We start from the raw sequence: 15,034 nt of genomic DNA, 5'->3' as shown, positions 1-15,034 counted from the left end.
TGAAAGAAGGAGGGACACCATGGACAATGACCGAATCATATCGGCTAATTTTATGATGGAAGACAATGTGGTCGAGTATAGTCTACGTCCGCGTTTTTTGGCTGAATACATCGGACAGAAGCAGGCCAAGGAGAACCTCAAGATCTACATTGAAGCTGCGAAGCTGCGGAAAGAAGCTTTAGATCATGTACTTCTCTATGGGCCGCCTGGACTTGGCAAAACCACACTATCCAACATTATCGCCAATGAACTTGGCGTGAATATCCGTACAACCTCCGGGCCAGCCATTGAGCGGCCTGGAGATCTTGCTGCCATCCTGACGAATCTGCAGGAGGGAGATGTGCTCTTCATCGATGAGATTCACCGTCTCCACCGAACGGTGGAAGAGGTGCTGTACCCTGCGATGGAGGACTTTGCCCTTGATATTATTATCGGCAAGGGGCCAAGCGCACGCTCTGTGCGTCTCGACCTGCCGCCATTTACCTTGATCGGCGCCACGACACGCGTGGGGCTGCTCTCTGCGCCGCTGCGCGACCGTTTCGGTGTCGTCAGTCGCTTGGAGTTTTATACCGTCGATGAGCTCAGCTACATCGTCAGTCGGACAGCCGACATTCTGCAGGTCGGCATCGTGGGTGAGGCTGCCCGCGAGATCGGCATGCGGTCGCGTGGAACTCCGCGTATTGCCAACCGTTTGCTGAAGCGGGTTCGCGATTTTGCACAGGTAAGAGGCGATGGCGTGATTACGATGGCGCTCGCGCAAGAATCATTGCGCCTGCTGCAGGTTGATGATCTGGGTCTTGATGAAATCGATCATAAAATGCTGCGCGCGATTATTCAGAGCTTCCAGGGGGGCCCTGTAGGGCTTGAAACGATCGCCGCAACGATTGGTGAGGAAAGCCAAACAATTGAGGATGTATACGAGCCTTACTTGCTCCAAATCGGCTTTATGCAGCGCACCCCAAGAGGTCGGATCGTGACGCCGCAAGCCTATCACCATCTTGGTTTACCCGTTCCGGAGCAACGGTAAATCGTACGCAATTCCTCTATAGGTGTATGGACAATTGTAAGCTTTTGCCGCTGCTGGAAGGGCGGGCATTAGCTTTTTTTGTCATTTTTTCTGCGAACGAACAAAACTTCTGTCTCTTGCTAGAGTCTACATTACTAGATGAACGGAGAAAGAAAGGATACGATACCTGTATGTTTGGAAGACGAAAGATGATTTATGCAAAGCATATTGCCCTCATAACTACAGCAGCAGTAACGTTTTCAGCCATCTCTTACGGAGAATCTGAAGCCAATGCGGCGGGAGCTAAGCATCTGGATCAGATTCGTGTTGCCCTTGTCATTAATGCTAGCAACTATAAAAAGATAGAGCCGCTAGTTTCACTTTCCTCTCCTGGTGGATTTGATATTGGTGTTCGTAATTCAGCGAGTGCAGAGGCAAAGCCATGGGCTTCAATCTCGGATACGTCCATTCGGATATCATTGGATCAGTACAGTACGATCATGCTGGAAACGTCTGATTTCAATGCTGCCAAAGCACTGAATGCTAAACTGAACGTTATGCCAGAAGAAAGCTATGTGTTAAGTCGTACCAAGTTGGGTAAAACGGTATACCAAGTTTTCTACGGAAACTTGCCTACGAAAGCTGAAGCCGATGCTGCTGCGACTCAAGCATTAAAGGATACCACGGTAGCCGCCTTGACGAAAAATGCGGTTCCTGCCGTCAGTGGTCCTCTCCACTTGAGTGCGGGGACATTTGCTACAGAGGCTGCAGCACAGCAGCAAATCGCGTTGTACACCCAGGCAGGCCTAGCGGCAGATCTGGTCTTACAAGCGGATAGCGCTGGCACGGTTGGCTATAGTGTTTGGTTAGGCAACGAAGCGACAGATGCCAATTTGGAGGCTGTGAAGCAAGCGGCGCTCAAAGCTGTCCCTAGCGTGCCTCTCCAAAAGGCGAACACGAATGCCCCTTACTTAATTCGCAGGTCGGATGTAACGGTCACAACCTCTCCGACATCTTCCGTAGCTCATTATGTGACAGGAGCAGGTGAACAGAAAACAATCCTGCATCCGAAGAAGTTGGGGATCGCAGTGAAAGAGCGTATGGATCGCAACTTTCGAGGTGATATGGAGTTAAGCATGTATCATGATCGATTAGCTTTAATCAATGTAGTTCCGATGGAACAGTACTTATATGGGGTTATGGGTGCTGAACTTAACTCACAATGGCCAACAGAAGCGTTGAAGGCTCAAGCTGTGGCAGCCCGTACCTTTGCCATTTATCAAGGAAATAAATATGAGATTGCACAGGTGACGGATACCACACAAGACCAGGCCTATTATGGATTGGATAAAGAATTTACGGCAGGCAACCAAGCTGTCGATGCTACGAAGGATGAAGTGATTTCTGATAAGCGAGGCTTGATTTCACCTGTATTCGCGTCCAATGCGGGAGGGGTAACCGCAGATCCTACGGAAGCATGGGGCAATGCAGTGGACTACCTTCGAAGTGTACCTAGCCCGGATGAAGGAGCCGAACAGGGGAAGGCCATCTGGTATCAAATTCAACTGACAGACGGCAGCATAGGCTTTGTACATAGCATGTATCTCAAGGACACTGGACAGAAGGACAAATCTGGTAAGGCGATTTTTGAATCTACGGAGAAGGACGTCAATGTGCGACAATCGCCTTATGTAGATAATAGTGCGAACCCTGCCATTGCGAAATTGGCTCTTAAAGAGAAAGTGTCTATTCTTGGGCAGGAGAAAGAATCGAACGCGTATTCCTGGATACGAGGTCCTTATACATTAAGTGAAATGAAGAGTAAACTTGAAGCGGCAAAGATATCGATTAAAGGCGAATTAACTTCTCTGGAAGTGTCTAAAAGGGGTCCATCTGGCCGAGCTATCGAGATAAAAGCGAATGGTGTTGTCGTCAATGTGAAGAATCCAGATGCAATTCGAACGGTACTTGGCGGATTGCCTAGTACGCTGTTTGAAATAGAAGGTGCAGGCAGTTATACTGGTACTAGCCCGAATGTTCCAAGCATTTCGATTCTGAGCGGCTCGGGGGTAGTCTCGCATACAGCGGACAGCTTTTATGCGCTAGCTGGCAATCAGTCTGGGCCAACTGCGGTGAAGAAACAGGATGCTATGACGATTAGCAGCTCAGGCGTTAGCAAGCTCGCACCGACAGGGCCGGCGACTCCGGGAATTCCATCCAAGGGATCGATTACCTTGCAAGGCAACCAAATACTTTTCCGAGGAACCGGGTTTGGTCATGGTGTAGGTATGTCGCAATGGGGCGCAAAAGGTTTTGCGGAAAAGGGCTACGATTACAAAAAAATACTTCAGACTTACTTTACTGGGGTCAACATAACGAAGGAATGAATCTATCTGATGGAAGTACAAGATTTCGATTTTGAATTACCCGAATCATTAATTGCCCAGACGCCGCTGCTACAACGCACGGCGTCTAGGCTGCTTACGCTGAACAAAGAAACAGGAGAAACCGCTCATCGCTCATTCGAAGATCTAATTGATTACTTAGAAGCCGGGGATTTACTCGTGATGAATGATACACGAGTCATTCCAGCGCGGCTTTTTGGTATGAAGAAAGATACGGGCGCGAAAGTGGAGTTATTACTGTTGAAGCCGCTTGGCGAAGATCGTTGGGAGGCATTAGTCAAGCCTGGCAAACGTATGCAGCTTGGTGCTGTTGCCATTTTTGGCACAACGGCTGACGAGAGCAGTGAACCTCTTTTGACGGCAGAAGTCGTAGAGGTTGGCGACATGGGAGCCCGTATACTGCAATTCCGTTACACTGGAATTTTCAATGAGATCCTTGATCGGTTAGGCGAGATGCCGCTCCCACCCTATATCAAGGAGCAGTTATCTGAACGGGAACGCTATCAAACCGTCTATGCGAAGCATGAAGGGTCATCCGCCGCGCCAACGGCTGGCTTGCATTTTACAGAGGACTATTTGGAGAGACTCAAGGATAAAGGTATTCGTCTAGCTTTTGTGACGCTACATGTAGGCCTGGGTACTTTTCGCCCCGTATCTGTGGACAAGATTGAAGAACATCAAATGCATGCCGAGTATTATATTTTGTCCGAAGAAACAGCCTCACTGATTAATGAAACCAAATTAGCGGGCAAACGCGTCATTGCTGTCGGAACAACATCGGCACGGACGTTGGAGACCGCGGCTGGTTTAGCACGTGAGCAGCTTGGCCACCAAGCAGGCGAGCCATTACTCATTCAACCTTCACAAGGATGGACGTCGATTTTCATCTATCCTGGCTACTCATTTGGTGTCGTTGATGTGTTGTTGACGAATTTTCACCTCCCGAAATCTACGCTGCTCATGCTAATTAGTGCGCTAGCTGGGAAGTCAAATGTGATGCGTGCATATGAAGAAGCTGTGAAAGCGGAGTATCGTTTTTTCAGTTTTGGCGATGCAATGTTAATTTATTAAGAAGTTCAAATGAACGATAGAGCAAGCTTAGAATAGGAAGTGGATATCATGACAGCAGCAGTAACCTATGAACCGATTAAAACTTGTAAACAATCAGGCGCCCGCTTAGGCCGCGTTCATACGCCACATGGCGTTGTTGAAACGCCAGCGTTTATGCCAGTAGGCACGCAAGCCACTGTGAAAACGATGAGCCCGGAAGAATTGAAAACGATGGACGCTCAAATCATTTTAAGTAATACGTACCACCTGTTCATTCGTCCTGGACATGAGATTGTGAAAGAAGCAGGCGGACTGCATAAGTTCATGAACTGGGATCGTCCCATTTTGACGGACAGTGGGGGCTTTCAAGTATTTAGCCTTAGCAATATGCGTAAAATTACGGAGGAAGGCGTCACATTCAAATCGCATTTGAATGGGGATAAGTTATTCCTTTCTCCTGAGAAAGCGATGGAAATTCAGAATGCACTTGGTTCTGACATTATGATGGCCTTCGACGAATGTCCACCGTTCCCTGCGGAATACGAATACGTGAAAAAATCACTAGAGCGTACGACGCGGTGGGCAGAACGCTGTCTGCAAAGCCATGCTAGACCTCAGGATCAAGGCTTGTTTGCTATCATTCAAGGCGGCATGCATGAGGATCTTCGTAAGCTAAGCGCGGAGCAGTTGACTTCCATGGATTTCCCGGGGTATGCTATTGGTGGACTGAGTGTTGGAGAACCTAAGCATTTGATGTATGAAGTGCTTGATTACACAACACCGCTTATGCCTGCGAACAAGCCGCGTTATTTGATGGGTGTTGGCTCGCCAGACGCATTAATTGAAGGCGCTATCCGAGGCATTGATATGTTTGATTGCGTGTTACCTACGCGGATTGCTAGAAATGGGACTTGTATGACAAGTTCAGGACGTCTTGTTATTCGTAATGCGAAATACGCAACAGATTTCGGCCCGCTAGATGCCAAATGTTCCTGTTATACGTGCACGAACTATAGTCGTGCCTATATTCGCCATCTGATCAAAGCAGATGAAACGTTCGGTATTCGCTTGACGACGATTCATAACCTTCACTTTCTACTACAGCTCATGCGTGAAGTAAGAGAAGCCATTAAGGAAGATCGATTACTCGATTTCCGCGATACTTTCTTTGCCGCTTACGGGCTGAATGATAATGAAAGAGGATTTTAAGAGAGGAGGAGACCTATGTTTCTATTGGCTGACGATGCTGCAAGCACTGGTGCAGTAGGATATTTGTATACATACGGGCCTTTAGTGCTCATGTTCGTAGTACTGTACTTCTTACTTATTCGTCCACAGCAAAAAAGACAGAAAACACGTAGTCAAATGCTCGGAGGATTGAAAAAAGGGGATAAAGTAGTAACCATTGGCGGACTTCATGGCACAATTGTAGAAATTACAGATGACATTTGCGTACTTCGTGTCAACGATGCAACGAAGATGACATTTGATCGCTCCGCAGTTAATGCGGTTTCACAAACGCCTGCTGCTAAGGAATAAGAAAATTAAAAAAGCGAGGTCCTATAATAGGCTCTCGCTTTTTGTTTTCTTATACAGTTTTAATATTCGTTATTCTTAACACGGCGCTTGAGGAGTGCGCGCTCACCAAGGATGAGACGACCTTCGGCAATACGAAGACCCATTCTAGCAGCTACGACACCAAGTACAACGCCGGCACACATATCCGATAACCAGTGGATACCTAGATAGAAGATTGTGAAAATAATAAAGGCTGCGGAGCAAGGAACGAAAATCTTCCAAAACTTGTTTTGGCTTTTTACAGCGATGACGGCCATGGAAACAGAAATGGAAGTGTGTAAGCTTGGGAAGCAATTGTCGAGACCTGATAACGGTCTGTAGTCTTGCTCAAACGTTGGGAAAACATCTAGAATAAGAAGATCTACTTTGGGATGGAAAAACCATACTTCGTTCACTGGGAAAAAGAGATAAAACGGAATGGCAATCATATAATTGAACATGAGAGCATAGCAGACCGCATAGAAAAGCTTATGATTCTTCTGGTACGTATAAAGAGCGATGGAAGTAATCATGATGGAGGGGAAAATGATTACATAGAAGTAACTGCTGATCACGGTTAGAACATCATTGTGGAAGAAGTTCTGAATCGATGCTACAAAGTCGCCTTCAATGCCGTAGATAGACTTTGTAAAATCAGCTTTGTATTGCATGCCTTTTTCAATCGCCATTTCCATCTTGTTAAACATTAATATCATAAGCAACGCGATGAAATGAAGAAGGTATTTGCGTGAAGTGAATATCTCTTGAACAAAGGAGCTCGCAATGGTGTATGGACTCTTTCGCGTTGCGATAATTACAAAAGCGAAGATTGTTAGTACAATATAAACTGTCGCATGCGTCATAGATTGAAAAGGGCTCATGTTGTATCCCCCCTATATTTTGGAAGTTTTGTGCGGCAATAACTATGACATTATACCACATTCAACAGGGGGGAAGTGCAATCTTCACGGAAAAGACTTATTTCTGAGTATTTACACCAAGTATGCCACCGAGCGCCCCAGCTGCGAATAAAATGCCAAGTAATTGAAGGGATTGAAGATTCAACCCTGCGTCAAAAGCCAGAAAACCGACCAAGAAAATAAGAATGAAATAAAAGATGCCGACCATGCCCCCGTGGTACCAGCCGCGGTTTCCTGCTCGCTTCCCTGAAACCCATCCTCCAATAAATAAGGAGACCGCATGGATGATTGTTGTGAGTGTGTGCAAGGAGCTTTCTTGCGTGCTTGTTAATAGCAAAAACAGGGAGGTCACAATGGTTCCGATGGTCATCATCGTGAAAGAATAGACAAGTCCTGAAAATAATGGCGATGTTATTCGAATGGGACTGACCGTTTTCATAGGGTTCACAGGCATCATTCCTTTCCTATATTCGAACGCTTCATTACCACATAGGAAAGTATAAGTTTTCGGATGCCGAAAAACTATGCTCCTATTGGCGATAAATCTTACCTCTAAACGCGGTCGCTCATCATTGAACTGCCTCGATAAAGGATTTCTCATCATCATTGTATGGGCAAGTACATAGAATTAGTACAAACTATCGTTCAAAGGAGTGTGATTATTTATGACTGAATTCTCTCAAGGTCCGGCTATGTGGCAAGCCCTAGCGGCATTGCTTATTTTTGCAGCTGCATACGTTTGTATATTGATTGAAAAGTGGGATCGCATGTATACCGCGTTAGGTGGAGCCTGTTTGATGCTGATTTTGGGTATTGTCCCCCTAGATCAAGCACTATCTAACTATGCGAACTGGTCCATCATTATTTATCTCGTGAGCCTATTTATACTATCGACTCTTTTTCAGAAAACGGGGATTCCTTCTTATATCGTGAGTTCGATCGTGCGGAAATACCGTATGCGTGCGTTAACACTTATTATCTGCCTATCCCTTCTAGCAGCACTCATCTCGGCACTTTTGGACAGTCTAATGGCTGTCGTGGTCATCGTTCCCTTTATCATTATCGCGTCTAGAAAAATGAGATTAGTTCCGGCTCCATTTCTAATCGCCATGCTCTTATCCGTACATATCGGCGGCGCGGCAACGATCATGGGCAATCTTCCTAGCCGAATGCTAGGAGCCTCAGGACATGTCTCAGCAGGGCAGATGTTCCTCAAGCTATTTCCGCTAATCTCCTTGCTGTTAGCTGTTGTTTATCTCATTATGTGGATCATCTATCGCAAGCGCTTGGTTGCTGCTGAAGCTCATATGCGAGAACTGCTCAGTTTGAAGCCAAGTTCGTATGTATCAACAAATCGCATCTTTGTATGGGGAAGCAGTCTAATAACGGGAGTGACTTTGCTTGTCTTGTGCCTCCATGGTGTACTAGCTTGGAGCCCAGCTTATATTGCAGCTTGTGGAGCGATTGCAGCGCTCGCATTCAATTACAAAGATATCGTTGAAACGATGAAAAACAAAGACTTTGTGGCGGTCTGGCATCATGTAAAAGAAACGCAATGGCTCTTTTTCTTAGGCTTGTTCATCATGGTTGGTGGCTTAACGTATGCAGGTTTTGCGGGCTTTATTGCCAGCAGGGGACTTGAGTTAAGTCAAGGAAGTATCCCTTTTTTGACGGTATTGTTGCTCTGGTTAAATAGCTTCGGAGCGGCGATGATGGATAACATCCCGTTCATTGCAGCAATGATTCCAATCGTTGATGGGATGGAGAAGCTCGTAGAGGTTTCCACGCAGCCTATTTGGTGGGCACTGATCGTAGGCAGTGGAATCGGAAGTGGCGTAACGCTAATCAGCTCAATCGCAAGTTTATACGCAGCATCATTTACCTATCATGACGGTGTTAAGTTAAAACAAAGTGAATATGTCATCGTAGCGGCACCGATTTGTTTCATTCTACTGTTGATTTCTACGGTATATTTCAAATTATTCTTGTTGTAATTGCCAACAATTGAATACGTAATATCTGCATGATGAAGTGCATGGGCGGTCAGAATACCAGTGAACTCCGAGAACGAGCTAGAGCTTAGATCAGGGAGGTTGCGATGGATATTCTGACCATTTTTTTGCGTACGGTGCTTATCTATTTTGTCGTTTTTCTCATGCTCCGAATTATGGGGAAACGTGAAATTGGTAAGCTTTCGCTTTTCGATCTTGTCATTTCGATCATGATTGCGGAAATTGCTGTGTTTGTGCTGGAGGATGCGAAGAAGCCCCTTATGTCAGGTCTTTTACCTATGGGGACTTTGGTGCTCATTCAAGTTGTCATTGCCTTTATTACGTTAAAAAGTCGCACGATTCGTGTGCTTTTCGACGGAAAGCCGAGTGTTCTAATCAATAAGGGAATGATCAATCGGGATGAAATGAAGAAGCATCGTTATAATCTAGATGATCTGATGCTGCAATTAAGACAGAATAAAATTATGAATGTGGCAGATGTGGAATTTGCGATTTTGGAGCCTTCGGGGAAGTTAAGCGTCGTTGAAAAAGACAAAAATGACAAAGAGACAGAGACGGTAGTAACGAAATCAAATCATGCGATACGTTACGAGGGTTTGCCGCTGCCTCTTATTATGGATGGTAAAGTGCAAGACGATAACTTAGAGAAAATCGGTCAAACGAGGTTTTGGTTGAAAAACCAACTCCAAGAAAAAGGAGCGCGAGACTTTAAAGAAATATTCTACTGTTCCATTGATCATCGCGGTAGAATGTTCCTTGATCGAAAGCGGTAAGCCGCCGCGATTCAACGGATAATTTTTTTACCCATATTCATCACACGCCCAATATCCTTAAGACTAATGAGTCGGAAAAGTGTGATGAAACAGATATAAGAGATGATCCCCAGAAGTAAAGAGGTGACGAAACGAATCCAAGTTAGGGAAACCCAAGGTGTGTACATGATGAGATAGCAGACAGCTCCTGAAAGCAGCATCGCTACACCGATTTTCCCAAAGCTGCTGCCCTCCATTTTGAACTTAAGTAGTCGAACGACACTATTCCAATGAAGTAAAGTAACCAGTACAATATTCACATTAATAGCGAATACGGCCCCATTAATCCCCATTTCAGGCTTGCTGGCTAACCAGTAAATCAAGATTAACTTCACAGTAGAACCGATGAGGGTGTTCACTAGTGCTGCACCAGGCTTGTTTAATGCTTGTAGGGCAGATTGCAACGGGGCTTGAAAATAAATGAAAATGGCGATCGGCGCCATCATTTTCAGCATGACGCTGACATCAGGTTGATTGTACATATACGTACAAATCGGTTCAGCAAGTACAAACATCAAGACTGCGAATGGGGCACCTGTCACTAAAGCGAGCTTCAGCGATTGATGCAAACGCATATGGATAGTTTTGAGGTCTTTTTGTGCAGCAGCCTCACTTAAGGAGGGAACGAGAGAGACGGACAAGGACATGGTGAGTGCACTCGGCAGAAGGATGATGGGAATAATCATACCTTGTAGAGCTCCATACTGAGCCGTTGCTAGCGAAGTCGTTATACCTGCGATAGCTAAGCTCTGAGCGATTAAGATCGACTCCAGTAAATAGGAGCTGGCGCCAATGAGTTTACTCCCTGTAATCGGAATGGAAATGCGTAAAATTCTACGTAAATTGGAGAAACGACCTACTGTTTTTTTTGATCCAATTGTGGCTAAAGGAGACTTAGGTGCCTCTTTCTTATCCCATCGGAAATGAATGGCCAATACAGCTAGTCCGCCTATTTCACCTGCCAATACGCCGATCATCGCACCTGCCGCCGCATATTCAATTCCATAAGGGATCATCATATAAGAACAGACGAGCACCATGACAATCCGAATCAACGTTTCCATAATTTGCGAGGTTGCCGTAGGAATCATATTCTGTCTGCCTTGGAAATAACCGCGATACACGGCGGAGACGCCAATAATAGGGATCATGGGACTCATACATAAGAAGGTGTAATACACACGGGAGTCTGTTAGTAAATGTGACGTAATCCATGATGCCCCTAGAATACAGATAAGTGTAAAAATGAAGCTTAGGGATATCGTGATGGCTAGCGATATGCGCAAAATACTGCGAATCCGGCTCTCATTCTTCTCTGCCTCCGCTTCCGCAATTAGCTTGGCAATGGCAACAGGAATGCCTCCGGTAATAATGGTTAAAATCACTGACAGGAAGGGCCAGCCCATTTGATAAATGCCAATACCTTCCGCTCCGATTACGCGGGGTAATGTCATTCGGGGTATGAAGCCCAGTATGCGATTCAAAATGCCTGCGGCGAGCAGGATCATTGTACCTCTAATAAACGACTGCTTGGTCACTGCCATACCCTCTTCCGATAATGTCATACCTATGACTATGCGCGAGCTGGCCAAGCTCATGCTAAGATTTTATGGACGAGGGTGTATTTGGCAGGAAATCGCGAGGTGTATCTAGAATGATAAAGCATACAGGTAAAACCTTTAGGAGGATCCCTCATGAATGACGCACAGGATAACGGAAGTGAAGAAGAGCATTCAGGGCTTTCGGATAACGAACTGAATGAAATTATCGAAAGCCTATGTTTGAGTAAGGTAGAAGAGTTTATACTTCTTGGATATGAACATGTTACTGGTAAGGATATATGGGATTGTGTAAGCGATAAATATCGTAAAACAGGGATGCCCTCTCTTCATCAAATCGTAAATGACATTTTGTCCCTCAAATCTACAGCGTTTATGAACTGGATGACGATTAGTATGTATAGAGGAGCCCAATTCTAAGAATGGGCTTATTTTTCATGAAACGACTTAAATTGACTCGTTTTTCAGACCTGAGTATAATAGGCATATTGAGTATTGAAGGGAGACTAGCAACAGATGCTGGATTGGAAAAGAATTTCGTTCTTTTTTCTAACGGTTGTCATTGTTCTTGGCGCAGTTGGAATAACGAGCCCTGGGCTTGTAGATCGTATTAAGCTTGGATTGGATTTAAAAGGCGGTTTTGAAATGTTGTACACCGCAGAGCCGTTAACGGCAGGACAGCCCCTTACGAAGGAAACGCTTACGGAAGCTGCAAAAAGTCTTGCTAAACGTGCCGATTCCCTTGGCGTCGCTGAGCCTGAGGTGTATACGGAAGGATCAGATCGTATCCGTGTACGTCTTGCTGGTGTGGAGAATGAGGAAGAAGTTAGAACCTTATTATCCAAACCTGCTGTTCTTACATTCAGAGGTCCGGATGGAACGGTTTACATGAATGGAACTGATTTTGTTGAGAACGCAGCAAAAGTTAGCTACGATCCGAATACAAAGCAGCCGATCGTTGAAATCAAGATGAAGAGCAGAGAGAAGTTTAAAGAAGTTACGACCAAGCTTACCGGTAGTACGTTATCCATTTATTTGGATGAAAAATTAGAGTCTTCAGCTTCTGTTAATTTTCCAATCGACAGTGACTCTGCGATTATTACGCAAACAAGTGTTGCGGGAGCAACTAGTGTAGCAAAAATGATTAACTTAGGCGCAATGCCGCTCAAATTAACTGAAAAATACATACAACGTGTTGATGCTACTTTGGGTAAAGCTTCCTTGCATGAGACAGCAAGAGCGGGGCTAATCGCTTCCATCTTAATCTTCTTGTTCATGGTGCTTTACTACCGTATCCCTGGTTTGGTAGCAGCTTTCACTTTGATAACGTACGTTTGGGTTTTATTAGCCATCTTCGACTTTATGAATGCCACGCTGACATTGCCTGGTATTGCTGCCCTTGTCTTAGGTGCAGGGATGGCCGTTGATGCAAACATTATCACCTACGAACGAATTCGTGAAGAAATCCGTGCAGGTAAGAGTATTCTTTCATCCTTGAAAGCAGGGACGAAGCATTCCTTCCGGACGATTATGGATGCGAACGTAACGAATTTAATCGCAGGTATTGTGCTTTATTATGTAGGTAACGGTGCGATTCGCGGATTCGCAGTTATTACGATGATGAGTATTATTATCAGTATCTTAACGAACGTTTTGTTCTCCAGATGGCTGCTACATCTTATTATCCGGGGTAATTTGCTGAAAAAGCCAAGTTATTTCGGTGTGAAGGAGGCAGACATCCGTGGACTCTAAGAAAAAATATGATTTTGTAAAACATCGCAATCTCTATTTCATTATCTCGGCTGTCATTCTGATCGCTGGGTTAGTCGTTATCTTAACTTCGAGCATGAATTTTGGTGTCGATTTTAAAGCAGGGACGAATATCGACCTTGTTGTCGGCAAGCAATTGGATAGCGCTAAAGTTGAGGAAATCTTGCATGGTTTGAACACTAGCGGCGACGTGAAGTCCAAATATGCAGATCCTACAATCGGCGGTAACAATAGTGACCGCGTGTCGATCCGTTTCGATGACGTGCTAGACGATGCGACAGTCGATAAGATCCAAAAAGCTTTTGCAACAGCTTATAGTGCAGAAGTATCAAAGGAAATTAACACGGTTGATCCACAACTAGCTAAAGAATTGTTGAAGAAAGCCGTATACGCAATTGCTATTTCTAGCGTATTGATTTGCTTGTATGTCAGCATCCGATTTGAATGGCGTTTTGCTTTAGCAGCGATTATCGCCATTTTGCACGATGCGTTCATCGTTATTGCGATGTTTGCCATTTTCCGTTTCGAAGTAAACCTGCCGTTCCTAGCAGCTGTTCTTACAACGATCGGTTATTCCATTAATGACAAGATCGTTATTTTTGACCGAATTCGTGAGAATCTTCGATTCGCTAAGCTCAAAACAGATGCTGACCTTGTTGCTTTAGTCAACGACAGTATCTGGCAAACGATGGCACGTAACATCAATACCGTACTCGTCGTGTTAATTGCCGCAGGATGTATATATCTGTTCGGCAGCGAGTCGATTAAATTGTTCGCTTTGGCGAAGTTAATCGGTCTAACAAGTGGTGCTTACTCTTCCGTCTTCATTGCTTGTTCCTTGTGGTATCTCTTCAAAAGAAACTCCTTAACACGTTCTAAAAAGAAAGTTGCAGCGTAATAACCATAATAACCGGCCGCGTGATTGTTGCGCGGCCTTTGTATCCGTTCAGGGGGTATGTCCACATGAATGATGAGGGTTTTCAAAAGACAGAATACGGATTTTGGGGAGGTATGATCGTCCTTTCTGTGCTGGCTTGCCTATTGGGCATGATCGGTTTCAAGGCAAACAGTCTGTCACTGATCGCAGCAGCGGCACAGTCGGCGGCAGGAGCTTGCTTACTAGCAGACGCTGGCAACAGAATAAGGTCGATGAGCGTGCAGTTGGCAGGTACATCGATGCGAGGATTAGATAAGCAACTGTCAGTCGGTTCGATTTTACTCATCGTACTGCTCTTCGTAATTGGGGCTGAATTAGGGATCCTATCGATCAAATCCGTGTTCAATCCTACTGAGTTTCATTTGACGATTATGACATTGGCTAATCTTGTTTTCTTGCTGCTCGCTAAGGAAGCGATGTTCCAATTCTTGCGCAGGCTCGGCAAACAAGCTGGTACTGAGGAATTTATTGCCAATGCACGAAGACGCCGTTCCGATATATACTCATCTATTGTGGTCGTGGCAGGCGTTGTCCTGACGATGCTAGCACATGCCGCAGGATCTACCGCTTATTCCTATGTGGATGCCTTAACTGGACTTATCGTTGCTTTTTTGATAGGTAAAATAGCTTATTCTTTGATCGGCAAAAGTGTATCAACTACAGCTGTGAAAATACTTCACGAAGAGGAAACTGCTGATTTTGTACAAACCGTTCAAAAGATTCATGGTGTAATTACAGTGGATGATTTGAATGCGAGAGAACATGGTCATTATGTTGTCATCAACGTGACGATCAGTGTGAATCCTAGGCTTTCTGTTTGGGAGGGGCATGAGGTGTCGAAGAAAATAAAGCAACAGCTGATGAAACAGTATCATCATGTGACACATGTGTTTACTCATGTGAATCCTTATGATGCAGGTTATCCCTATAAGCAACAAGCAGATGTGGAAGCAAGTGAGCTGCCGTCTGTGTTACACTAATTCATTGTTTTCGAAGTTTACGTAAC

General features: G+C 45.0%; 14 protein-coding genes. 11 read left to right on the top strand and 3 right to left on the bottom strand.

Annotation, left to right across the window (positions count from 1 at the left end; all coding sequences use genetic code 11):
* Positions 1-19: 19 nt before the first annotated feature.
* The 5 genes from ruvB (at position 20) to yajC (ending at position 6,000) form a co-directional block, all read left to right on the top strand.
* The gene (ruvB, locus tag AC58QT_RS12055) at positions 20-1,027 is read left to right on the top strand and encodes a Holliday junction branch migration DNA helicase RuvB (RefSeq protein WP_310502868.1); all 1,008 of its coding nucleotides are present in this window, start codon (positions 20-22) and stop codon (positions 1,025-1,027) included.
* Positions 1,028-1,215: 188 nt separating this feature from the next.
* The gene (locus AC58QT_RS12050; protein ID WP_497409182.1) at positions 1,216-3,393 is read left to right on the top strand and encodes a SpoIID/LytB domain-containing protein; all 2,178 of its coding nucleotides are present in this window, start codon (positions 1,216-1,218) and stop codon (positions 3,391-3,393) included.
* Between the two features lie 9 nt (positions 3,394-3,402).
* The gene (queA, locus tag AC58QT_RS12045) at positions 3,403-4,482 is read left to right on the top strand and encodes a tRNA preQ1(34) S-adenosylmethionine ribosyltransferase-isomerase QueA (RefSeq protein ID WP_497409181.1); all 1,080 of its coding nucleotides are present in this window, start codon (positions 3,403-3,405) and stop codon (positions 4,480-4,482) included.
* A 48-nt stretch (positions 4,483-4,530) separates the two neighbouring features.
* Positions 4,531-5,670: a tRNA guanosine(34) transglycosylase Tgt gene (gene tgt, locus AC58QT_RS12040; RefSeq protein WP_497409180.1), complete on the top strand. Its 1,140-nt coding sequence runs from the start codon at positions 4,531-4,533 to the stop codon at positions 5,668-5,670.
* 15 nt (positions 5,671-5,685) lie between these two features.
* Entirely contained in the window at positions 5,686-6,000 is a 315-nt protein-coding gene (gene yajC, locus AC58QT_RS12035) for a preprotein translocase subunit YajC (protein ID WP_497285595.1), read from the top strand.
* Positions 6,001-6,059: 59 nt separating this feature from the next.
* Here the strand turns inward: yajC and AC58QT_RS12030 are convergent, their stop codons facing one another.
* Positions 6,060-6,899 (bottom strand): phosphatase PAP2 family protein, encoded by an 840-nt coding sequence (locus AC58QT_RS12030; RefSeq protein WP_497409179.1) that lies wholly within the window; start codon positions 6,897-6,899, stop codon positions 6,060-6,062.
* Positions 6,900-6,996: 97 nt separating this feature from the next.
* Entirely contained in the window at positions 6,997-7,377 is a 381-nt protein-coding gene (locus AC58QT_RS12025; RefSeq protein ID WP_310502863.1) for a TIGR04086 family membrane protein, read from the bottom strand.
* Between the two features lie 226 nt (positions 7,378-7,603).
* On the opposite strand from AC58QT_RS12025, the gene AC58QT_RS12020 reads away from it, so the two are divergent.
* Complete coding sequence (locus AC58QT_RS12020; protein WP_497409178.1) at positions 7,604-8,932, top strand: ArsB/NhaD family transporter; 1,329 nt, start codon at positions 7,604-7,606, stop codon at positions 8,930-8,932.
* A gap of 104 nt (positions 8,933-9,036) precedes the next feature.
* Positions 9,037-9,723, top strand: a complete 687-nt coding sequence (locus tag AC58QT_RS12015; protein WP_497409177.1) for a DUF421 domain-containing protein — start codon at positions 9,037-9,039, stop codon at positions 9,721-9,723.
* Positions 9,724-9,734: 11 nt separating this feature from the next.
* On the opposite strand, the gene spoVB is transcribed toward AC58QT_RS12015, so the two are convergent.
* A complete protein-coding gene (gene spoVB / locus AC58QT_RS12010) occupies positions 9,735-11,300 on the bottom strand; it encodes a stage V sporulation protein B (protein WP_497409176.1) in 1,566 nt (521 codons plus the stop codon).
* A 156-nt stretch (positions 11,301-11,456) separates the two neighbouring features.
* On the opposite strand from spoVB, the gene AC58QT_RS12005 reads away from it, so the two are divergent.
* The 4 genes from AC58QT_RS12005 (at position 11,457) to AC58QT_RS11990 (ending at position 15,008) form a co-directional block, all read left to right on the top strand.
* Entirely contained in the window at positions 11,457-11,741 is a 285-nt protein-coding gene (locus AC58QT_RS12005; protein ID WP_497409175.1) for a post-transcriptional regulator, read from the top strand.
* 99 nt (positions 11,742-11,840) lie between these two features.
* Positions 11,841-13,073, top strand: coding sequence for a protein translocase subunit SecD (gene secD, locus AC58QT_RS12000; protein ID WP_497409321.1), 1,233 nt, complete (start codon positions 11,841-11,843; stop codon positions 13,071-13,073).
* Positions 13,063-13,989: a protein translocase subunit SecF gene (gene secF, locus AC58QT_RS11995; protein ID WP_497409174.1), complete on the top strand. Its 927-nt coding sequence runs from the start codon at positions 13,063-13,065 to the stop codon at positions 13,987-13,989. The genes secD and secF overlap by 11 nt, the downstream gene beginning before the upstream one ends.
* A 65-nt stretch (positions 13,990-14,054) precedes the next feature.
* On the top strand, positions 14,055-15,008 hold the full coding sequence (locus tag AC58QT_RS11990) for a cation diffusion facilitator family transporter (protein ID WP_497409173.1): 954 nt from the start codon (positions 14,055-14,057) through the stop codon (positions 15,006-15,008).
* The last annotated feature ends 26 nt before the right edge of the window (positions 15,009-15,034 follow it).

The organism is Paenibacillus sp. J31R109, assembly GCF_059692055.1.
Note: the sequence above shows the minus strand (reverse complement) of the source record. Positions and strands in the feature narration are given on the sequence as shown.